The organism is Nocardioides scoriae (assembly GCF_900104965.1).
In the GTDB taxonomy this organism is placed as follows: domain Bacteria; phylum Actinomycetota; class Actinomycetes; order Propionibacteriales; family Nocardioidaceae; genus Marmoricola; species Marmoricola scoriae.
Genome location: NZ_LT629757.1, coordinates 1,957,678 through 1,978,080, shown reverse-complemented (window position 1 = coordinate 1,978,080; position 20,403 = coordinate 1,957,678). Strand labels below are relative to the sequence as shown.

Below are 20,403 nucleotides of genomic sequence, written 5' to 3'. Positions count from 1 at the left end.
CCTAGTGTGTCAGCGGTGAGCTCCCGGCTGCGCCCCGTCCCAGGCTGGGAGGTCGTCCCCCGCCCGTTCGACCACCCCGACTCGCAGCGGCTGGTCGAGGAGGTGCAGCAGGAGTACGTCGTGCGCTACGGCGGTCCCGACCTGACGCCGCTCGACCCGTCGTACTTCGAGGCGCCGCTGGGCGCCTTCTTCGTCGGCTACCTCGACGGCGAGCCCGTCGCGACCGGCGCCTGGCGGCGGCGCGACGACGTGGCGTGGGCCGGGACCACCGCCACGGCCGAGGTGAAGCGGATGTACGTCGCGCCCCGCGCCCGCGGCCGGGGCCTGGCGCGGGCGCTGCTCGCCCACCTCGAGGCGACCGCGACGCAGGCCGGCGCCGAGGTGATGGTGCTCGAGACCGGGGAGCGGCAGCCCGAGGCGATCGCGCTCTACGAGTCGATCGGCTACCGGCGGATCGCGGGGTTCGGGTTCTACAGGGACGCCCCGCTGTCGCGCTGCTACGCCCGGGCGCTGGGGGAGCGGCGGTCGTGGGACGACGCCGCCGCCACCTTCGACGACGAGCCCGACCACGGACTGGCCGACCCGACCACCCGCGAGGCGTGGCGGGTGCTGCTGGCCGAGGCCCTGCCGCCCGCCCCCGCGCGGGTCCTCGACGTCGGCTGCGGCACCGGCACCCTGTCCGGCCTGCTGGCGGAGGCGGGCCACGACGTGACCGGCGTGGACTTCGCGCCGGCGATGGTCGACCTGGCCCGCGAGCGGCACCCGGGCGTGGAGTTCCTGCTCGGCGACGCCGCCGACCCGCCCGTGGGTCCGCGGGCCGGCGGCGGGGCGGCGTACGACGTGGTGCTGGGGCGGCACGTGCTGTGGGCGCTGCCCGACCCGGCGGCCGCGCTGCGGCGCTGGGTCTCGCTGCTGGCCCCCGGCGGTCGGCTCGTGCTGGTCGAGGGCCGCTGGCACACCGGCTCGGGCCTGCTCGCGGCCGAGACGTCGCGGCTGCTCGGGCAGGCGGGCCGCGAGGTGTCGCTGCGGGTGCTCGACGACCCGGTGCTGTGGGGCGGACCGACCGGCGACGAGCGCTACCTGGTGGTCAGCCGGCGCTGAGGTCGGGGCCGGGCCGACGTACGGGAGTGCCGGGCGGGCGAACGACGAACGCCCGCTCCGTCCCCGAGGGGACGAAGCGGGCGTCGATGTCGGCCGAAACTGCCCGCCGGGGCGGGCATTCCGGGCGCCGGCGGGCAGTTTCCCCGGTCGACCGGGGAAACTGCCCGCCGCCAGGAGCCTCAGGCCGCGGACGACCCGAACGTCGACACGTCGATCACGAACCGGTAGCGCACGTCGGAGTCGACGACGCGGTCCCAGGCCTTGTCGACGTCGTCGACCGAGATGACCTCGATCTCGGCGCCGAGGCCGTGCTCGGCGCAGAAGTCGAGCATCTCCTGGGTCTCGCGGATGCCGCCGATCTTCGAGCCGGCCATGCTGCGGCGCATGCCGGCGAGCGAGAACGCCTGGTAGGAGCTGTCGCCCTCGGGGATGCCGACGTGGACCAGGGTGCCGTTGAGGCCGAGCAGGCCGAGGTACTTGTCGATCGGCAGGTCGGCGGAGACCGTGTTGACGATCAGGTCGAAGTGGCCCGCGAGCTTCTCGAAGGTCTCCTCCTCCTTGGTCGCGTAGTAGTGGTCGGCGCCGAACTTCTTGCCGTCCTCCTCCTTGGAGGTGGTCTGCGACAGGACGGTCACCTCGGCGCCGAGCGCCGCGGCGATCTTGACGCCCATGTGGCCCAGGCCGCCCATGCCGACGATCGCGACCTTCTTGCCGGGGCCGGCCTCCCAGTGGTGCAGGGGGGAGAACAGCGTGATGCCGGCGCAGAGCAGGGGAGCGGCCACGTCGAGCTCGACGCCCTCGGGGATGCCGAGCACGTAGTTCTCGTCGACGACGATCGAGGTGCTGTAGCCACCGAAGGTGGGCTCGCCGTCGTACTGCTTGCCGTTGTACGTCGGCACCTCGCCCTGGAGGCAGTACTGCTCCTCGCCGGCCTTGCAGTTCTCGCACTCGCGGCAGGAGTCGACGAAGCAGCCCACCCCGACGCGGTCGCCGACGGAGTACTTGCTCACCTCGGAGCCGACCTCGGAGACGATGCCGGCGATCTCGTGGCCGGGGACCATCGGGAACAGGGCCGAGCCCCACTCCTCGCGACCCTGGTGGATGTCGGAGTGGCAGATGCCGGCGAACTTGATGTCGATGACGACGTCGTGGGCACGGGGGGCGCGGCGCTCGATGGTGCTGCGCTCGAAGGGCTGGGAGGCACCGCGCGTGACGAGGGCGTCGGCGGTGCGGGAAGTAGTTGTCGCTTCACTCATGCCCAGCACTGTGCCCAATCGCGGCCAGCTGAAGCAAAATCCGGACAAATACGAAGTGACGAACCTAACCTCGAGAGGACCCCTGGGAGGTCCCCGTGCGCCGATCGCTCTCGCTGCTGCCCCTCGCCGTCGTCTCGGCCCTGCTGGTCGTCGGCCCGACGACCTCGGCGCGTGCCGACGAGCCGGACCCGCCGCCCCCGGTCGAGGCCTACGCGAAGTACGACCCCCAGAGCACCTGCAGCCCCAAGGCCAAGCCCGGGACCGTCGTGGCGCTCGACTACGTCGTGGCGACGTACGGCGGCGCCAAGGGCGGCATCTCGCGGCCCTGCGGCGGCTCGGTCTCCGAGCACAAGGAGGGGCGCGCCTTCGACTGGACGCTGGACGCCGCGAAGGAGGCCGACCGGATCCGCGCGGCCAAGCTGCGCAAGGCGCTGTTCGCGGAGGGCCCGGACGGCGATGCCGCCGAGCTGGCCCGCCGGATGGGCGTCATGTACATCATCTGGAACGACAAGATGTACGCCTCCTACCGCCAGTTCGCGCCCACGCCGTACGTCAGCAGCGCGTGCAAGGGCAAGCCGCTGAGCAAGTGCAGCAAGACGCTGCGGCACCGCGACCACCTGCACGTCTCGCTCTCCAGGGCGGGAGGCGCCGGCACCACCAGCTGGTATGCCGGCCGCCTGCCCGCCCCGAAGTAGGCGACTGGGCTCAGACGACGAGGTCGTCGTCGGCCGAGGCGTTGCCCCAGGCGTCGTTCCAGCCGTCGATCGAGCTGGCCGGGCGCTCGCCCGGACCGGTGTAGATCGCGGAGGGACGGATCAGCCGGCCGGTGCGCTTCTGCTCCAGGATGTGCGCCGACCAGCCGCCCGTGCGGGCGCAGGTGAACATCGAGGTGAACATCGGCGCCGGCACCTCGGCGAAGTCGAGGACGATGGCCGCCCAGAACTCCACGTTGGTCTCCAGCACGCGGTCGGGACGACGCTCGCGCAGCTCGGCCAGGGCCGCCTGCTCGAGCCGCTCGGCGACCTCGTAGCGCGGCGCGTCGAGCTCCTTGGCCGTGCGGCGCAGCACCCGGGCCCGGGGGTCCTCGGCGCGGTAGACGCGGTGGCCGAAGCCCATCAGGCGCTCGCCGTCGTCGAGCAGCTTCTTGACGTACGCCGTGGCGTCGCCGCTCTTCTCGACGTCCTCGATCATCGTCAGCACCCGGGCGGGGGCCCCGCCGTGCAGCGGGCCGCTCATGGCACCGATCGCGCCCGAGAACGCCGCGGCCACGTCGGCACCGGTGGAGGTGATGACGCGGGCGGTGAACGTCGAGGCGTTCATGCCGTGCTCGGCGGCCGAGCTCCAGTAGGCGTCGATGGCCTTGACGTGCTTGGGGTCGGCCTCGCCCTTCCAGCGGATCAGGAACTTCTCCGCCAGCGTGGTGCCCTCGTCGACCTCGCGCTGCGGCACGATCGGCTGGCCCAGCCCGCGGGCGGCCTGCGCGGCGTACGACAGCACCATGACGGCGACGCGGGAGAGGTCCTCGCGGGCCTCGGCGTCGCTGATGTCGTAGGTCTGCTTCATCCCGAGCATCGGCGCCAGCATCGCGACGCCGGCCTGCACGTCGGCGCGCACGTCACCGGTGTGGATCGGGATGTTGTACGGCTCGGCGGGCGGCAGGCCCGGGTCGTAGGCCCCGTCGATCAGGAGCCCCCAGACCTTCTCGAAGGGGATGCGCCCCACGATCTCCTCGATGTCGACGCCGCGGTAGCGCAGCGCCGATCCTTCCTTGTCGGGCTCCGCGATCTGCGTCTCGAACGCGACGACGCCTTCGAGCCCGTGGTGAACCTCGGTCATCTGACCCCTTCCGTCTGCGGGGCATTCTGCACCCAACGCGCTGGTCCGCACGCACTTTGCCCGTGCCCGCCCACGGGCTGGCCGCCGGGGCTGCCCCCGGGAGCAGTGAGGGGCGTCGCGAGGGGTGGTCGGTCCGAGCCGTCGGGGGCACCTCCTAGGTTGGCCCCATGACCACCCCCGACCCCTCCCCGAGCCCCGCGCACGCGAGCGAGCGGCTGGCCTCGCTGCGCCGCGAGTACGCCGACACCGGCCTCGACGCCGCCGACGTCGACCCCGACCCGCTGGTCGTGCTCGCGCGCTGGCTCGACGAGGCCGAGGCGGCTGGGATCCACGAGCCCAACGCCGTGGTCGTCGCGTCGGTCTCGCCCGAGGGTCAGCCGTCAGCGCGGATCGTGCTGCTCAAGGGGCTCGACGAGCGCGGCCTGGTCTTCTACACCAACTACGACTCCCGCAAGGGCCACGAGCTCGAGGCCACCGGCCGCGCCGCGCTGCTCTTCCCGTGGCACGACCTGCAGCGCCAGGTCCGCGTCGAGGGCAGCGTCGCCCGGGTCGCGCCCGAGGAGAGCGCGGCGTACTTCGCCCAGCGCCCCCGCGGCTCCCAGCTCGGCGCCTGGGCCTCCCCGCAGTCACAGCCCGTGGCCTCCCGCGAGGAGCTCGACGAGCGCTACGCCGCGGTCGAGCAGCGCTTCGCCGACGACGCCGAGGTCCCGGTCCCGTCCCACTGGGGCGGCTACCGCGTGGTGCCCGAGGTCGTCGAGCTCTGGCAGGGCCGGTCGGGGCGGATGCACGACCGGCTGGTCTACCGCCGGGGGGCGGACGCCGCCCCGGGGGAGGGGTGGACGCTCGAGCGGCTGGCTCCCTGACGGGAGGTCGGCTCGCGGTGGCCGGGTGGCCGGTGGCGGTCGTCGTGTGGCGGTCGTCGTGTGGCGGGACGTCATGCGAGGTGGCTGCCCGGACGACCGCTCCGCATGACGTCCCGGCGGACGTCGTACGAGGTGGCTGCCGGGGCGACCACCTCGCACGACGCCCGCGCCGGCGCGGCGACCACCTCGTGCGCCGTGGATCCCCACCACCAGTCTTGTGAGTGAGTGCTCACTCACTTAGGATCGGCCCATGACCCCACGCGCGACGCCGATGGCGCCCGAGGAGCGACGGGCGGCGATCGTGTCGGCCGTGGCGCCGCTGGTGCTCGAGCACGGCCGGATGCCCAGCACCCGCGAGATCGCGCAGGCGGCCGGCATCGCCGAGGGGACGATCTACCGCGTCTTCGAGGACAAGGGCGCGCTGCTGCACGCCGTCCTCGAGGAGGTGCTGCGACCGCCCGACACCGCCGACCAGCTGGTCGGGCTGATGGCCTCGCTGCCGGGGCTCGCGACGCGGCTGCTCGTCCTGGCCGAGCGGTCCCAGGCGCGGATGCGCGAGGTCCACGCCACGATGATGGTGATGCGGCCGCTGATGGAGCAGGCCGCCCACGGCCGTGGAGCGCCGCTGGGCCCGCCGCGCTTCCTCGTCGAGGCCAACGAGGCGCTGATGGAGCGCCTGACCCGGGTCTTCGAGCTCTCCGCCGACGAGCTGCGCGTGGAGCCGCTGGTGGCCGCGGCCGCCTTCCGGGCGCTCATGCTCGGCGCGCACAGCCCCGGGATGCCCTCGCCCTCCCCGCTCACTCCCGAGGTCGTGACCCGGCTGCTGCTCGAGGGGTTCGCGCGACCCGACTCCCGCCAGGAGGGGGACGCCTGATGCTGCTGCGGCTCGTGCGCACCCGGTTGCGCCCCTACCGGACCTGGCTGGGCGCGGTCGTGCTCCTCCAGCTGGTCGGCACCATGGCGGCGCTGTACCTGCCCAGCCTCAACGCCGACATCATCGACCGCGGCGTCGCGACCGGCGACACGGCGTACGTCGTGCGCACCGGCGGCGTGATGCTCGTCGTCGCCCTGCTCCAGGTGGCGTGCTCGATCGCGGCGGTGTGGTTCTCGGCGCGCACGGCGATGAGCTTCGGCCGCGACGTGCGCCGCGAGCTGTTCCACCGGGTGGGCAGCTTCTCCCAGCGCGAGGTGACCCGCTTCGGGGCGCCGTCGCTCATCACCCGCGAGACCAACGACGTCCAGCAGGTGCAGATGCTGGTGCTGATGAGCTGCACCCTGATGGTGACCGCGCCGATCATGATGGTCGGCGGCGTCGTGATGGCGATGCGCGAGGACCTCGGGCTGTCGTGGCTGCTGGCCGTGGCGGTGCCCGTGCTGGTGCTGGTGATCGGGCTGATCATCCGCCGGATGGTGCCCAGCTTCCGCGCGATGCAGGAGCGCATCGACGAGGTCAACCGGCTGCTGCGCGAGCAGATCACCGGCGTGCGCGTGGTGCGGGCGTTCGTGCGCGAGCCCTACGAGACCGAGCGCTTCGCCCGCGCCAACGGCGACCTGACCGACGTCTCGATCCGCGCCGGGCGGTGGCTCGCGGCGATGTTCCCCGCGGTCATGCTCATCGCCAACGTCTCCTCGGTGGCGGTGCTGTGGTTCGGCGGCCACCGCGTCGAGGCCGGGCAGATGCAGGTGGGGGCGCTGACGGCGTACCTCGCCTACCTGATGCAGATCCTGATGTCGGTGATGATGGGCACCTTCATGCTGATGATGGTGCCGCGCTCGGCGGTCTGCGCCGACCGGATCATGGAGGTGCTCGACACCGAGTCGTCGGTGGTGCCGCCCCGCGAGCCGGTGACCGAGCTGGCCGACGCCGGCACGCTCCGCTTCGAGCACGTCGGGTTCAGCTACCCGGGCGCCGCGTCCGCGGTGGTGCGCGACGTCTCCTTCGAGGCCCGGCCGGGCCAGGTGGTGGCGATCATCGGCTCGACCGGCGCCGGCAAGACGACGATGGTCGACCTGGTGCCGCGGCTGGTCGACGTCACCGAGGGCCGGGTGCTGGTCGGCGGGGTCGACGTGCGGCGCCTCGACCCCGACGTGCTGCACCGCTCGGTCGGGCTGGTGCCCCAGCAGGCGTGGCTGTTCTCCGGCACGGTGCGCTCCAACCTGGCCTACGGCCGCCCCGACGCGACCGAGGCCGAGCTGTGGGAGGCGCTGACGACCGCGCAGGCCCGCGACTTCGTCGAGGCGCTGCCCGAGGGGCTCGACGCCCCGGTCTCGCAGGGCGGCACCAACCTCAGCGGTGGCCAGCGGCAGCGGCTCGCGATCGCCCGGGCGCTCGTGCGGCGACCCCTGGTCTACCTGTTCGACGACTCGTCCAGCGCGCTGGACCTGGCCACGGACGCCCGCCTGCGTGAAGCCCTGCGACCGGTGACGCGCGACGCGACGGTGCTGGTCGTGGCCCAGCGGGTCTCGAGCATCCGCGACGCCGACCTGGTCCTGGTGGTCGAGGACGGCGCCGTGGTGGGGCGCGGCACGCACGACGAGCTGCTCGAGACGTGCGCGACGTACCAGGAGATCGTCGCCTCCCAGCTGGGCGCGGAGGCGGTCGCATGAGCGCCGACGTCGCGCGTCCCGAGGGCGAGCAGGCCCCCGGCCAGCTCCAGGAGACCGAGCGCGTCCAGTCCGGGGGAGGCCCCGGGCGGGGTGGTCCCTTCGGTGGCGGCATGGTCGGCCAGAAGGCCTCCAGCTTCGGTCCCTCGGCCCGACGGCTGGTCGGACGGCTGGCGCCGGAGCGCGCCAAGGCGGTCGCCGTGGTGGTGCTGGCCGTGGTCAGCACCGGCCTCACCGCGCTGGGGCCGTGGCTGCTCGGCCGGGCCACCGACCTGATCTTCGCCGGGCTCCTCGGCGCACGCCTGCCCGAGGGGCTGTCCCGGGCCCAGGCCGTGGCCCAGCTGCGCGGGCGCGGCCAGGACGAGCTGGCCGCGATGGTGTCCTCCATGGACCTGGTGCCGGGTCGGGGCGTCGACTTCGACGCGGTCGGGCGCGTGCTGCTCGTCGTCCTGGCGGTGTACGCCGTCGCGGGGCTGCTCGCGTTCGTCCAGGGCTACCTGCTCAACGACGTCGTGCAGAAGACCGTGCGGCGGCTGCGGGCCGAGGTCGAGGACAAGGTCAACGCCCTGCCGCTCGGCTTCGTGGACCGCCAGGCCCGCGGCGAGCTGCTGAGCCGGGTCACCAACGACATCGACAACGTCAGCCAGACCCTGCAGCAGACGATGAGCCAGCTGCTGACCTCGCTGCTGACGGTGCTCGCGGTGATCTCGCTGATGTTCTGGATCTCGCCGCTGCTGGCCCTGGTCGCGCTGGTCTCGGTGCCGGTCTCGGTGCTGGTGGCCAAGGTCGTCATGGGCCGCTCGCAGGGCCTGTTCGTGACGCAGTGGCGGCGCACGGGGCGGCTCAACGCCCACATCGAGGAGTCCTTCTCCGGGCACGCGCTGGTGACCGTGTTCGGCCGTCGCCAGGAGGCCGAGGAGGTCTTCGCGGTGGAGAACGACGAGCTCTACCGCGCGAGCTTCGGGGCGCAGTTCGTCAGCGGCCTGATCATGCCGATCATGATGTTCGTCGGGAACCTCAACTACGTCGTCATCGCGGTCGTCGGCGGCCTGCGGGTCGCGAGCGGCTCGCTGTCGCTGGGTGACGTGCAGGCGTTCATCCAGTACTCCCGCCAGTTCACCCAGCCGCTCACCCAGGTGGCCTCGATGGCCAACCTGCTGCAGTCCGGGGTGGCCTCGGCCGAGCGGGTCTTCGAGCTGCTCGACGCCGAGGAGCAGAGCCCCGACCCCGAGCCCGCGGTGGCCGGCGGCACCCGGCCGGGGCCGTCCGGCGTACGCCGCGGGGAGGTGCGCTTCGAGCACGTCGACTTCTCCTACGACCCCGAGCGGCCGCTGGTCCAGGACCTGTCGCTCGTCGCCCGGCCGGGCCAGACCGTGGCCATCGTGGGGCCGACCGGGGCGGGCAAGACCACGCTGGTCAACCTGGTGATGCGCTTCTACGAGGTCAGCGGCGGCCGCATCACCCTCGACGGCGTCGACGTCGCCTCGGTGCCCCGGGCCGAGCTGCGCCGCCAGACCGGGATGGTGCTGCAGGACACCTGGCTGTTCGCCGGGACGATCCGCGACAACATCGCCTACGGCAACCCCGACGCCGGCCCCGAGGACGTCCTCGCAGCGGCGCGCGCCACCTTCGTGGACCGCTTCGTGCACTCGCTGCCGGACGGCTACGACACCCTCGTCGACGAGAACGGCTCCAACCTGTCGGCGGGGGAGCGGCAGCTGGTCACCATCGCGCGCGCGTTCCTGTCCGACCCCGCGCTGCTGATCCTCGACGAGGCCACCTCGTCGGTCGACACCCGCACCGAGCTGCTGCTCCAGCACGCCATGCGGGCCCTGCGCAGCGACCGGACGTCGTTCGTCATCGCCCACCGGCTCTCGACGATCCGTGACGCCGACCTGATCCTGGTGATGGAGGCGGGCTCGATCGTCGAGCAGGGCAGCCACGAGGAGCTGCTCGCCGCCGAGGGTGCCTACGCCCGGCTGCACGCGGCGCAGTTCGCCGCGCCCCTCACGACCTAGGCCGACGCGTCCGCGACGCGAGGAGGGGCCGGACCCGGGGTGTCCCGGGACCGGCCCCTCGTGCCGTGGTGGGGAGGAGCAGGCTCAGCCCGCGCCGCCCCCGCCGTTGTCCAGGGTGTCGGAGCCGTCGTCCTCCTCGGCGGTGGCGCGGCCGTCGGAGGTGCCGTCGCCCCCCGACGAGCCGGACCCGCCCGAGCCGTCCGAGCCGCCGGAGCCGTAGTCGGCGTCGGCGGCCGTCAGCGGCGCGGTCTCCGGGTCCTCCTCGCGGTCGGCCCCGATCGCGTCGTCCTCGTCACCGGTCTGCTCCGGGTGGCGGGCCAGCGGGTTGTCCTCGGTGGGGCGCAGGTCCTCGGGCAGGTCGGCGTCGGCCACGTCGCCCGGCCCTCCCTGGTCGAGCTCCTCGGTCGAGCTGGTCTCCTCGGACGTGTCGGTCGAGGCGGTCTCGTCAGGGGTCTCACTCATGGGTGCGACGTACCCCCGTCCGCTCGGTGCACACGCGACCGACCGGCGGGTCGTCTTACGCCTCGTGCGTCCCACTGGACGTCCTTCCCGGACACCTGGCAGGTGTTGCAACAGACGTCAGGTCACCGATCACCCGGACGTCCGGGTAATCAGCGGCCCCGCGAGACCCCCGGAAAAAAAGTCGTTGAGTCCGGGCGTCGGGCGATCTACCGTGGTCGGACACGGGAAAGGAGGTGGTCCGAGGAATGAGTTCTTCGAGGACGCGTGAGGTGGCTGCCCACTAGCAGCGCACCGCCCAGCCGCGTGAGCGCGCTGGTGAATTCCAAGCAGTCACCCGACCCGCAGACGATCCGGGAACACGTCCCCCGGAGCGGCCCCATCCCGGGGCCACGTCTGCGGGTCGCTGCTTTTCACTAGGATCCGCCCATGGCCGACGACGAGACGATCCTGGCGCTGGAGCACGAGATGAGCGTGCTCATCCGGCGCCTGCGCCGCCGCATCGCCCTGAGGGCGCGGATGGTGCACCCCGACCTGGCGCCCGTCGCCTACTCGATGCTGATGGCGCTGCACGACGGCGGGCCGCAGCGGGCGAGCGCGCTGGTCGAGCTGTTCGCCGTCGACAAGGGGGCGATCAGCCGGCAGGTCTCGACGCTGCTCGAGCTGGGGCTCATCGAGCGCACGCCCGACCCGGACGACCGGCGGGCGGCGATCCTGGCGCTGACGCCGCACGGCCTGGAGCGGATGGAGGCGGTGACGCTCGACCGGCGGGCGGAGTTCCGCGAGAAGCTCGGCGACTGGACCCACGACGACCTGCGGGGCTTCGTCGACGTGATGGCGCGCTACAACGCGTCACTCGAGACCGGCTGACCGCCGGACTCGTCGGTCTCGGGTGCCTTCGGGACCGCAGAGGGGCGCGGCGGGTCCGGGAAGGCGAGCAGCGCCAGCACGTTGAGGGCCAGCCAGGTGACCACGGCCAGCACCAGCACCCGCTCGACGGCGTCCTGACCGGTCAGCAGGCCGCGGTGCAGCAGCCAGGCGACGGGGGAGGAGACCAGCGCGCTGGCGGCGACCACGACGGGCAGCGGGACGCTCACGGCGCGACCAGCATGGCCTCGGCGTCCACGACGCCGACCGAGCGGATCTGGGCCGTCCCGTGGAGCTCGGTGTAGGACAGCACGCCGAGACCGGGCTGGCTGGGCCGCAGCAGCCGCCGCAGGGCGGGACGGATCTGCGGGGCGCAGACGAGCACCGGCTCCTGGCCGGTCTCCTGGCTGGCGCGGACGAGCTGGTCGAGCTGGGTGAGCAGCCGGTGCCCGACCTCGGGGTCGAGGGCGAGGACGGCGCCATGCTCGCCGGGCCGCATCGACTCCAGCATCCGCTGCTCGAGGCTCGGCTCGAGGCTCAGCACGTGCACGGTGCCGTCGCGGGTGTGGGCGGCGACCAGGGCGGGGCCGAGCGCCGCGCGGGCGCTCTCCACGAGCAGGTCGACGTCCTTGGTGACCTGGGCCCGCAGCGAGAGGGCCTCGAAGATGCGGACCAGGTCGCGCACCGAGATGCCCTCGTCGAGCAGCGCCTGGAGCACGCGCTGCACCTCGCCCAGGCTGAGCAGCGTCGGCGTCAGCTCCTCGACCACGACCGGGTGGGTGCGCTTGACCACGTCGGTCAGCAGCCGCACGTCCTCGCGCGAGAGCAGCCGCGAGGCCTGCGTCTGCACCACCTCGGCGAGGTGGGTGGTGATGACGGAGGTCCGGTCGACGACGGTGGCGCCGCTCAGCTCGGCCTGGGTCTTGAGCTCGGTGGCGATCCACTTGGCGTCGAGGCCGAAGACGGGCTCCTGGGTGGGGGTGCCGGGCAGCGAGCCCAGGAACTCCCCGATGGCCAGGACGTGCCCGCGCGGGGCCTCGCCGCGGGCGACCTCGACCCCGAAGACCTTGATGGCGTAGGTCTGGGCCGGCAGGTCGAGGTTGTCGCGGGTCCGCAGCGGCGGGATCACGATGCCGAGGTCGCCGGCGATCTTGCGCCGCAGCGCCTTGACCCGCGGCAGCAGGTCGCCGCCGCTCGCCGGGTCGACGACGTCGATGATGTCGGCGGAGAGGTCGAGGCCGAGCGGGTCGACCTGGATCTCCTGGGCGAGGTCCTCGGGCGTGTCCTGGGAGCGGGCCTCGACCGCGGGCACCTCCTCGGCCGCGGCCGCGGCGGCCGCCTGCTCCTTGCCGGCGCGGGTGGAGGCCAGCAGCAGCAGGCCGCCGGCCAGGATGAACGGCAGCTTGGGCAGCCCGGGGATCAGGCACAGCGAGAGCCCGGCGAAGCCGGCCACGCGCAGCGGCATCGCCTGCGCGGTCACCTGCCGCACGATCTCCGAGCCCATGTCGTCCTTGCCCGTGTTGCGGGTGACGATGAGGCCGGTGGCGACCGAGAGCAGCAGGGCGGGGACCTGGGAGACCAGGCCGTCACCGACCGAGAGCAGGCTGTACGTCGTGACGGCCTCGCCCATGGACATGCCGTTCTGGGCGACCCCGACGGCGAAGCCGCCGACCAGGTTGACCAGCGTGATCACGATGGCGGCGATCGCGTCGCCCTTGACGAACTTCGAGGCGCCGTCCATCGCGCCGTAGAAGTCGGCCTCCGCGTGGACCTCGCTGCGGCGCAGCCGGGCGGTGTCCTCGTCGATGAGGCCGGAGTTGAGGTCGGCGTCGATGGCCATCTGCTTGCCGGGCATGGCGTCGAGGGTGAAGCGCGCCCCCACCTCGGCGACGCGGCCGGCACCGTTGGTGATGACGACGAACTGGATGACGAGCAGGATCGAGAACACGATCAGGCCGACGATGAGCGAGCCGCCGACGACGAAGTGGCCGAAGGTGTCGATCACCTTGCCGGCGTACCCGTCGAGGAGGACGAGCCGGGTGGCGCTGACGTTGAGCGCGAGCCGGAACAGCGTCATCACCAGGATCAGCGCCGGGAACGCCGAGAAGTCGAGGGGGCGGCTGACGAACATCGCGGTCAGCAGGATGAGCAGCGCGACGACGATGTTGAGGGCGATCAGCAGGTCGAGCACGATCGGGGGGAGCGGGACGACCAGCATCACCACGATCATCACGATGCCGACCGGGACACCGAGCTGTGTCAGGCGCTTGAGGGGCAACGGAAGCCTTCCGGGATCGGGCACGACTGTGGGGTCGCACCGTCCCTGGCGCCTCCGTCACCGTCCTGGCGACTCCTGGCTCATCGGCCGGTGGCGGCCGGTCCTGAGGAGAACCGGCGACGTCGTCCGCGGGGCAGCACGTCGGGCACGGCGTCCTCGAGCCGGGGGGAGCGGTGCTCGCCGCCGTGCTGTCCCGACGCCTTGCGGCTGATGACGAACGCCAGCACGGAGGCGACGGCCGCGAACAGCTCGGCGGGGATGGTCTGCCCGACCTCGGTGGAGCGGTGCAGGGCGCGTGCCAGGGGCACGTCGCGCACGATCGGGACCCGGGCCGCGGCGGCGTTCTCACGGATCTTCAGCGCCACCGCACCGGCGCCACGGGCCACCACCAGGGGGGCGGACCGCTCGGGGTCGTAGCGCAGGGCGACGGCGATGTGGGTGGGGTTGACCAGCACGACGTCGGCCGACGCCACGTCCGCGATCATCCGGTTGCGCGCCATCGCCATCTGCTTGGAGCGGATCGCGCCCTTGAGCTGCGGGTCGCCCTCGCTCTGCTTGTGCTCCTGCTTGACCTCCTGCTTGGTCATCCGCGTCTGCTTGCCCATCCGGCGACGCGCGACGGCGTAGTCGACGGCCGCCAGCACCAGGCCGGCGAGGGCGACGTTGCGCAGCAGGGTCATGGCCTCGTCGTTGACCAGCCCGATCGTGGCGCCGAGCGGCACCATGCCGCCGACCAGCGGGACCAGGTGCGCGACCGCCGACCACACGAGCAGCCCCACCAGGGCGCTCTTGATGATCATCTTGACGCCCTCCCACAGCGCCTGCGGCCCGAAGATCCGCTTGAAGCCGGAGATCGGGTTGAGCTTCTTGGCGCTGGGCTTGACCTGCTTGGTGGCCAGCAGGAAGCCGCCCTGGGCCAGCGCGGCGGCGACGCCGACCACCATGACGCAGGCGCCGAGCACCAGCAGGCTCGTGAAGACGTGCATCACGGCGTCCTTGAGCAGTCCGGCCGCGACGTCGAGGGACGCGTCCTGCACGGCCCCGAGCGAGCGGGCCATGATGTCCTGCCACGCGGAGAGCTCCTCGCGCAGCAGCACGGGCGCGGCCATGCCCGCGATCAGCACGGTGGTCCAGCCGCCCAGCTCCTGGGTGCGGGCGACCCGCCCCTCCTTGCGGTTCTCCTTGCGCTTCTGCGGTGTGGCCTGCTCTGTCTTCTCCTCCGACGACATCCGTGGCTCACCCCGCCCCGGCGATGGCGGCCATGGCCTCCTGGCTGAGCTGGACCAGCTTGTCCATGGCCAGGGGGAGCACGGGGAAGGAGAGCCCGAGGAGCAGCAGCGTGAGGCCGATCTTGGCCGGGAACATCACGTTGATGGCGTTGAGCTGCGGCGCCACCTTGGTCAGCAGCGCGAGCCCGACGTCGGCCAGGAACAGCACCCCGATCATCGGCAGCGCGATCTGGACGGCGGTGACGAAGAAGACCTCGAAGGCCTTGCTGATGACCTGGGTGGTGGTGCCGATGTCGGGGCTCTCGCCCAGGGGCAGGAAGCGGAAGGTGCTGAGCAGCCCCCCGATGACCAGCAGGTGGGCGTTGCTCGCGAAGAGCAGCATCGTGGCCAGCATCTGGTGGAAGTTGCCGAAGACGGTGTTGGAGTTCATGCCCAGCGGGTCGTAGGCCTGGGCCAGCGCGAAGCCTCCGAAGACGTCGATGAGGCTGCCGGCGGCCGCCAGCGCGGCGAACAGCAGGAAGGTGGTCATCCCCATGGCGGCGCCGATGGCGACCTGGGTGACGGCGGCGGTCACCAGCCCCAGCAGGTCGGTCGGTACGCCGGTCGCGGCGACGCTCGGCACCACGGTCACCGCCAGGCCCAGCGAGAGCACGACCTTGACCGTGGCCGGGATCGAGCGGCCCATGAACGGCGGGACCACCACCAGCCACGCCGCGATCCGCAGCGAGGCCAGCAGGTAGCCCACCAGGGCGTCGCCGGGGACGGTCAGGGTCATGGCGTGCTCACCCGAGGAGGCCGGGGATGCTCTCGAAGAGCTGCACGGTGAAGGTCTCGAGGGTGTGCAGCATCCAGTTGCCGCACAAGAGCAGGACCACGCCCACGCCGACGAGCTTCGGCACGAAGGAGAGCGTGAACTCCTGGATCTGCGTCATCGACTGGAACAGCGAGACCGCGAAGCCGATCACCAGCGAGGTGACGAGGATCGGGGCGGAGAGCTTCAGCGCGACCAGCATGGTCTTGAGCGCGAGCTCGATGATGGCGGTGTCGGTCACGGCAGCTACCCGTAGCTCGCGACGAGGGCCTTGATGAGCAGCGCCCACCCGTCGACCAGGACGAAGAGCAGCAGCTTGAACGGCAGGCTCACCATCACCGGCGGCATCATCATCATGCCGAGCGCCATCAGCGCGCCGCTGACCACGATGTCGATGACCAGGAAGGGGATGAAGATGATGAAGCCGATCGTGAAGGCCTGCTTGAGCTCGCTCAGCACGAACGCCGGCACCAGCGTCGAGAGCGGCGTCTCGGCCCGGTCCTTCGGCAGGTCGCGCTTGGCCACGTTGGTCAGCAGCTCGAGCTGGGCGTCCTCGGTGTTGTCGAGCATGAACGCCTTGAGCGGCGCGCTGCCGTCGTCCCACGCCTGGGCGGCCGTCTTGGTGCCGTCCATGTAGGGCCGCACGCCCTCGTCGTTCATGCTCGAGAGCACCGGGCTCATGATGAACAGGCTCAGGAACAGCGCCAGCCCCGCGAGCACCTGGTTGGGGGGCGTCTGCTGCAGCCCCAGCGCGTTGCGGGTGAGGCTGAGGACCACCAGGATCTTGGTGAAGCTGGTGCAGGTCAGCACGATGGCCGGCAGCAGCGAGAGCAGCGTGAGCGCCAGGATCGTGGTGACCGAGGTGCTCGGCTTGTCGGTCAGCCCGTCGAGCCGGACCGTGACGTCGCCGTCGCCCTTCCTGCTCGGCCCGACGGGGCCACCGGGGCCGCTGACGTCGGCCTGCGGCACGCCGACGCGACTCGCGACGCGGTCGGCGACCTGGCTCGTGACCTGACCGGTGACCTGGGCAGTGGTGGTCTGGCCGGTGGTGGTCCGCGAGGTCAGCGGGTCGGCCTGCGCGGGAGCCGCGAGGGCCAGCGGCAGCGCCAGGGCGAGACCGCCCAGCACGAGGGCCGCGAGGAGGTGCAGACGGCGGGTCATGCACGCCCCATGGCGACGGTCATCGCCTGACGCCAGGTGCCGGGGCTGAGGATCGAGCCGTGCAGGGGGCCCTGGGTGACGGGCTCGGAGCGGGTCGGGGCGAGGGCGTCGCCGGCGTCCAGGTCGTCGAAGAGCAGCGTCGCGGGCGTCCGGGGCACGACCTCCTCGGCGGGGACGGGCAGCGGCTGGAGCCGGGCCAGCGCGGCGTCGAAGGTGGCGGCGAAGTCGGCGGGCAGTGCCGCGGCGGGTGCTGCCGCGACGGCCGGGGCGACGACGGGCGCGACGACGGGGGCGACGACGGGCGCGAAGGCCGGTGCGGGAGCGGTGACAGGGGCAGGAGCGGCCGCGCGGGCGGCCACCGGGGCCGCGACGGGGGAGACGTGGCCACCGGGGGTGCTGGCGGGCCCGGCCGCGGGGGCGCGGCGGGCGGCCCGACGGGTCCGCCGGTCGGGACGGGCCTCGGAGCCGCCGGAGCGGCCCGGGCGACCCGCGCGGCCGGAGCCACTCGTGCCGGCCTGGGCGCGGGCCGGGGCGAGCAGCGACTCGGGGTCGAGCTCGGTCAGCAGGCTGATCTGGTGCTCGGTGGTGCCCAGCACGAGGGTGCGGCCCCCGACCTCGACGACGGCCACGGCGGTGGATCGGCTCAGCGGCTGGCGGTGGACCACCCGGAGGGGCGCGCTGCTGCCACCGCCCCCGCGGCGGCGGGCGAGGCGGGCGAGCACGAGCACGAGGCCGACGACGACGGCCAGCGACGACAGCAGCCGCACGGTCAGGTCGAGCACGGTCAGCTCGCCCGCGAGTCGATGATCTGGGTGACCCGGAGGCCGAACTCCTCGCCGACCACGACGACCTCGCCGCGGGCGATGAGCCGGCCGTTGACCAGCAGGTCGGCGGGGCTGCCGGCCGCCCGGTCCAGCTCGAGGACGTCGCCCGGCGCGAGCGAGAGCAGGTCGCGCACCGCCATCCGGGTGCGTCCCAGCTCGACGGTCAGCTCCATGTCGACGCCGTGGAGCAGCTCGATGCCGCGTCCGGTGGCGGGCCGTGCCGCGGGCGCCGGCGTCGGGGTCGGGGCAGCGGCGGGGACGACCGCGGCGAGCAGGTCCTCGCTGATCAGCAGGGCCGCGACCGGGCCGAGGCCCTGCAGCGGCACCGCGGTGGCACCGGGCCCCATGATGCCGAGCAGGTCGGCCACGCCGATGTCCTGGGCGGCGTCGGCGCTGCGGCCCAGCGCCGCGGCCGCCGCGTCGACGGCCGGCTGGGTGGCGGCGGCGACGGTGAGGCCGGGCGTGGGGCTGGCGGCCATCGCGTCGACCAGCTCGTGACCGACGAGCAGCCCCAGCAGGTGGGTGGCGGACCCACCCGTGGGGACGAGCACACCGGCGGCGAAGGCCTGGGCGAGGTCGGGGGTGAGCGCCTGGGCGACGCCGGGCTCGACCGGGGTCGAGGACGGCAGCAGCTCGGCGGCGCGGGCCGCGGCGCGGGCCGCGGGGGTCCCGGCGTCGGTGGGGGCGAAGGCGGGGGCGGTCATCGGTCCTCCAGCGAGGCGGCGACGATGAGGGCCGCGAGACGCGTCCCCTTCGTCCCGGCGGTGGCGTGGGCGAACGACGTGGCGTCGGTGACCACGTCGAGGGGCGCACCGGACGGGTGTCCGAGGCGGATGACGTCACCGACGCACAGGTCGTCGAGGACGTCGGGGGAGATGGTGGTGGGCCGGAAGCGGACGCCGACCTCGACCGGGATGGTGTCGAACTGCTCCCGCAGCAGGACCTCCGAGCGGGCCCGGTCGGCGCGCTCGCGCTCCGACACCGGCGCCGGGGCGACGGCGGTGCGCAGGAACGGCAGCAGCCCGCTGAAGGGCAGGCAGACGGTGAAGCGGAACTCCGCGGCGTCCAGGCGCAGGTGCAGCACGGCGACCACGACGGTGTCGCTCGGTGCCCCGACCTGGGCGAACTGCGGGTTGTACTCCACCCCGGTGACCTCGGGCTCCAGGGGCACGATCTCCTGCAGCGAGGCGGTCAGGCCGGTCAGCAGCCGGCTGGTCAGCCCGGAGAAGACGCTCTCCTCGATGTCGGACAGCGGCCGGTCCGGCTGGGGGCCGCCGGCGCCGCCGAGCATGTGATCGACGCAGGTCATCGCGGCCGAGGTGGGGATCTCGAGCACGCCGAGGCCGGGCAGCGGCTCGGCACGGAAGAGGGTGAGGCAGGTGCTGCTCGGCACCGAGGCGGCGTACTCGGCGTAGGTCCGCTGCTCGACCAGGTCGGCGCTGACCTGGGAGACCCGGCGCAGCGTCGAGCTGAAGACCGCGCCCGCCTGGCGGGCGAACTCGTCGAACGCGAGCTGCAGCGCGCGGGCGTGCTCGCGCGAGAGCTGGATCGGCCGACGGAAGTCGTACGCCGCGACCGGACGCTCGCCGGTGCGCCCCTGACGCCGGGTGGCGTGGGGGCTGCGCACACCGGGCGCGGAGGAGGTCATGCCGTACCGATCGACCAGCAGCGACCGGACCTGAGGAGAAAATCAGGTATCGGATCTCGTCGGTCCGTCGTGGGCACCGGACCCGGGTGGGTCGGTGAGGCTCACCGGTGGCTCAGCGGCCACTCACTGGGTGACGAACTCGGTGAAGTACACCTCCATCACCTCGTGGTGGTAGAGCTCGCCGAGCTCCTTCTCCAGCTCCTTCTTCATCGCCCGCCGCTCCTTCGGGTCCAGGACCTGCTCCAGCTTCGCCCCGCTGAAGGTGTCGATCGCGGCGTCCAGCGCCTTGGACCCGTCGGCCTCGTGCGCGTCGGCCGTCATCTGCAGCGCCATCCCCATCCGGAGGTAGTGGCTCTGGGCCAGGTTGATCTGGATCGGGTCGAGCGCCACGACCTCGCCGGGCTCGGGGGCGGTCTCGGGCTTGGGCCGCAGCACGAACCAGTACGCCGCGCCGGCCAGCAGCGCGACCACGAGCACGATGATGATCAGCTTCTTCTTGCCGCCCTTGGCGGGTGCGTCGGCGGCGTCGCCGGTGGCCGGGGGCATGGTGGTCACGGTCACGAGCCGTCTCCTCTCGGGGATTGGTCACGGGAGGCCCCGGCGAGCAGGGCCCTGGTCTCGGCGGGCTGGGTGGAGCGGATCACGATGTCGACCCGCTTGTTGACGGCCTGGGAGTCGGGCTTCGAGGGGTCGATCAGCGGCTTCTCGTGGCCGTAGGCGCTGGCCGTCATCCGCCGGTTGGGGATGCCCTCCTCCTCGTTGAGGTAGCGCAGCACCCCGACGGCGCGGGCTGCCGAGAGCTCCCAGTCGGTCGCGAAGTAGCGCGGCTTCACCGGCTCCTGGTTGGTGTGGCCCTCGATCGACAGCGGCTCGGTCAGGTCGGCCAGCACGGGGGCCAGCTGGTCGAGGACCTCCCGGCCGCGTGCCGACAGCTCGGCCACGTCGGGCTCGAACACCACGTGCCGCGAGACCAGGCTCAGCACCAGCCCGCGCTCGTCGATGGTGGCGCGCACGTCGCTGCCCAGGCCGCGCTTGGCCAGGGCCGCCTCGACCTTGCGCTGCAGGCCGGAGAGCCGCTGGGCCTCCACCTGCGCGTCCTTGCGCACCTGCTGCTCGCGGAGCTCGTCGTACCTGGCCAGCTGCGCGGCCAGCCCGGCGTCCTGCTTGCGCTGGCCGGGCGAGGACTGGCCGGGGGCGATCGGCATGGCGACGGCGAGGCCGGTCTCGTTGAGGATGTTGTCCGACCCGTCCTGGATCGAGACCGACTGCCCGAAGCCGGCGGCCAGGCCGGCCTTGAGCGCGTTGAACTTCTTCTCGTCGACCTGGCTCATGGCGAACATGACGATGAACAGCACCATCAGCAGCGTCACCATGTCGGCGTACGTCACCAACCAGCGCTCGTGGTTCTCGTGCTCCTCCTCGTGGGAGCCGCGGCGGCCCTTGGACAC

General features: G+C 72.8%; 21 protein-coding genes. 7 read left to right on the top strand and 14 right to left on the bottom strand.

Features of this window, described 5'->3' with window-relative positions; all coding sequences use genetic code 11:
* The first annotated feature begins 15 nt into the window (after nucleotides 1-15).
* Nucleotides 16-1,101: a bifunctional GNAT family N-acetyltransferase/class I SAM-dependent methyltransferase gene (locus tag BLU55_RS09435; protein WP_197681148.1), complete on the top strand. Its 1,086-nt coding sequence runs from the start codon at nucleotides 16-18 to the stop codon at nucleotides 1,099-1,101.
* Nucleotides 1,102-1,280: 179 nt separating this feature from the next.
* Here BLU55_RS09435 and BLU55_RS09430 read toward each other — a convergent pair whose 3' ends face one another.
* Complete coding sequence (locus BLU55_RS09430; protein WP_091733692.1) at nucleotides 1,281-2,357, bottom strand: NAD(P)-dependent alcohol dehydrogenase; 1,077 nt, start codon at nucleotides 2,355-2,357, stop codon at nucleotides 1,281-1,283.
* A 95-nt stretch (nucleotides 2,358-2,452) separates the two neighbouring features.
* On the opposite strand from BLU55_RS09430, the gene BLU55_RS09425 reads away from it, so the two are divergent.
* Nucleotides 2,453-3,052: a hypothetical protein gene (locus tag BLU55_RS09425; protein WP_091728838.1), complete on the top strand. Its 600-nt coding sequence runs from the start codon at nucleotides 2,453-2,455 to the stop codon at nucleotides 3,050-3,052.
* A 10-nt stretch (nucleotides 3,053-3,062) separates the two neighbouring features.
* Here the strand turns inward: BLU55_RS09425 and BLU55_RS09420 are convergent, their stop codons facing one another.
* Nucleotides 3,063-4,193, bottom strand: a complete 1,131-nt coding sequence (locus tag BLU55_RS09420) for a citrate synthase 2 (protein WP_091728835.1) — start codon at nucleotides 4,191-4,193, stop codon at nucleotides 3,063-3,065.
* Nucleotides 4,194-4,360: 167 nt separating this feature from the next.
* Here BLU55_RS09420 and pdxH point away from each other — a divergent pair, with 167 nt between their 5' ends.
* From pdxH to BLU55_RS09400, 4 genes are all read left to right on the top strand, one after another.
* Complete coding sequence (gene pdxH, locus BLU55_RS09415; protein ID WP_091728832.1) at nucleotides 4,361-5,056, top strand: pyridoxamine 5'-phosphate oxidase; 696 nt, start codon at nucleotides 4,361-4,363, stop codon at nucleotides 5,054-5,056.
* A 250-nt stretch (nucleotides 5,057-5,306) separates the two neighbouring features.
* Nucleotides 5,307-5,930 (top strand): TetR/AcrR family transcriptional regulator, encoded by a 624-nt coding sequence (locus tag BLU55_RS19740; protein WP_197681147.1) that lies wholly within the window; start codon nucleotides 5,307-5,309, stop codon nucleotides 5,928-5,930.
* Entirely contained in the window at nucleotides 5,930-7,663 is a 1,734-nt protein-coding gene (locus BLU55_RS09405) for an ABC transporter ATP-binding protein (protein ID WP_091728829.1), read from the top strand. Before BLU55_RS19740 ends, BLU55_RS09405 begins: the two co-directional genes overlap by 1 nt.
* Nucleotides 7,660-9,678 (top strand): ABC transporter ATP-binding protein, encoded by a 2,019-nt coding sequence (locus BLU55_RS09400; protein ID WP_091728826.1) that lies wholly within the window; start codon nucleotides 7,660-7,662, stop codon nucleotides 9,676-9,678. The genes BLU55_RS09405 and BLU55_RS09400 overlap by 4 nt, the downstream gene beginning before the upstream one ends.
* An 84-nt stretch (nucleotides 9,679-9,762) precedes the next feature.
* Here the strand turns inward: BLU55_RS09400 and BLU55_RS09395 are convergent, their stop codons facing one another.
* Nucleotides 9,763-10,140, bottom strand: coding sequence for a hypothetical protein (locus BLU55_RS09395; RefSeq protein WP_091728824.1), 378 nt, complete (start codon nucleotides 10,138-10,140; stop codon nucleotides 9,763-9,765).
* 426 nt (nucleotides 10,141-10,566) lie between these two features.
* Here BLU55_RS09395 and BLU55_RS09390 point away from each other — a divergent pair, with 426 nt between their 5' ends.
* Entirely contained in the window at nucleotides 10,567-11,007 is a 441-nt protein-coding gene (locus BLU55_RS09390) for a MarR family winged helix-turn-helix transcriptional regulator (protein ID WP_091728821.1), read from the top strand.
* Here the strand turns inward: BLU55_RS09390 and BLU55_RS09385 are convergent.
* The 11 genes from BLU55_RS09385 to BLU55_RS09335 all read right to left on the bottom strand — a co-directional run bounded on the left by BLU55_RS09385 (nucleotide 10,980) and on the right by BLU55_RS09335 (nucleotide 20,403).
* Nucleotides 10,980-11,234 (bottom strand): hypothetical protein, encoded by a 255-nt coding sequence (locus BLU55_RS09385; RefSeq protein WP_091728819.1) that lies wholly within the window; start codon nucleotides 11,232-11,234, stop codon nucleotides 10,980-10,982. The two genes, BLU55_RS09390 and BLU55_RS09385, sit on opposite strands and share 28 nt — an antisense overlap.
* Nucleotides 11,231-13,282, bottom strand: coding sequence for a flagellar biosynthesis protein FlhA (flhA, locus tag BLU55_RS09380; RefSeq protein WP_091728816.1), 2,052 nt, complete (start codon nucleotides 13,280-13,282; stop codon nucleotides 11,231-11,233). Before flhA ends, BLU55_RS09385 begins: the two co-directional genes overlap by 4 nt.
* An 80-nt stretch (nucleotides 13,283-13,362) precedes the next feature.
* On the bottom strand, nucleotides 13,363-14,511 hold the full coding sequence (locus tag BLU55_RS09375; RefSeq protein ID WP_091728813.1) for an EscU/YscU/HrcU family type III secretion system export apparatus switch protein: 1,149 nt from the start codon (nucleotides 14,509-14,511) through the stop codon (nucleotides 13,363-13,365).
* A gap of 7 nt (nucleotides 14,512-14,518) precedes the next feature.
* A complete protein-coding gene (locus BLU55_RS09370; RefSeq protein WP_091728811.1) occupies nucleotides 14,519-15,286 on the bottom strand; it encodes a flagellar biosynthetic protein FliR in 768 nt (255 codons plus the stop codon).
* Between the two features lie 7 nt (nucleotides 15,287-15,293).
* Complete coding sequence (gene fliQ / locus BLU55_RS09365) at nucleotides 15,294-15,563, bottom strand: flagellar biosynthesis protein FliQ (protein WP_091728808.1); 270 nt, start codon at nucleotides 15,561-15,563, stop codon at nucleotides 15,294-15,296.
* A 5-nt stretch (nucleotides 15,564-15,568) separates the two neighbouring features.
* A complete protein-coding gene (fliP, locus tag BLU55_RS09360) occupies nucleotides 15,569-16,483 on the bottom strand; it encodes a flagellar type III secretion system pore protein FliP (RefSeq protein ID WP_091728805.1) in 915 nt (304 codons plus the stop codon).
* On the bottom strand, nucleotides 16,480-17,265 hold the full coding sequence (gene fliO, locus BLU55_RS19620) for a flagellar biosynthetic protein FliO (protein ID WP_172833894.1): 786 nt from the start codon (nucleotides 17,263-17,265) through the stop codon (nucleotides 16,480-16,482). The genes fliP and fliO overlap by 4 nt, the downstream gene beginning before the upstream one ends.
* Before the next feature lie 2 nt (nucleotides 17,266-17,267).
* Complete coding sequence (gene fliN, locus BLU55_RS09350) at nucleotides 17,268-18,011, bottom strand: flagellar motor switch protein FliN (protein ID WP_091728802.1); 744 nt, start codon at nucleotides 18,009-18,011, stop codon at nucleotides 17,268-17,270.
* Nucleotides 18,008-18,955: a flagellar motor switch protein FliM gene (locus BLU55_RS09345; protein ID WP_091728800.1), complete on the bottom strand. Its 948-nt coding sequence runs from the start codon at nucleotides 18,953-18,955 to the stop codon at nucleotides 18,008-18,010. The genes fliN and BLU55_RS09345 overlap by 4 nt, the downstream gene beginning before the upstream one ends.
* 123 nt (nucleotides 18,956-19,078) lie before the next feature.
* Nucleotides 19,079-19,516, bottom strand: a complete 438-nt coding sequence (locus tag BLU55_RS09340; RefSeq protein WP_091728798.1) for a flagellar basal body-associated FliL family protein — start codon at nucleotides 19,514-19,516, stop codon at nucleotides 19,079-19,081.
* Nucleotides 19,513-20,403: a flagellar motor protein MotB gene (locus tag BLU55_RS09335; protein ID WP_091728795.1), complete on the bottom strand. Its 891-nt coding sequence runs from the start codon at nucleotides 20,401-20,403 to the stop codon at nucleotides 19,513-19,515. The genes BLU55_RS09340 and BLU55_RS09335 overlap by 4 nt, the downstream gene beginning before the upstream one ends.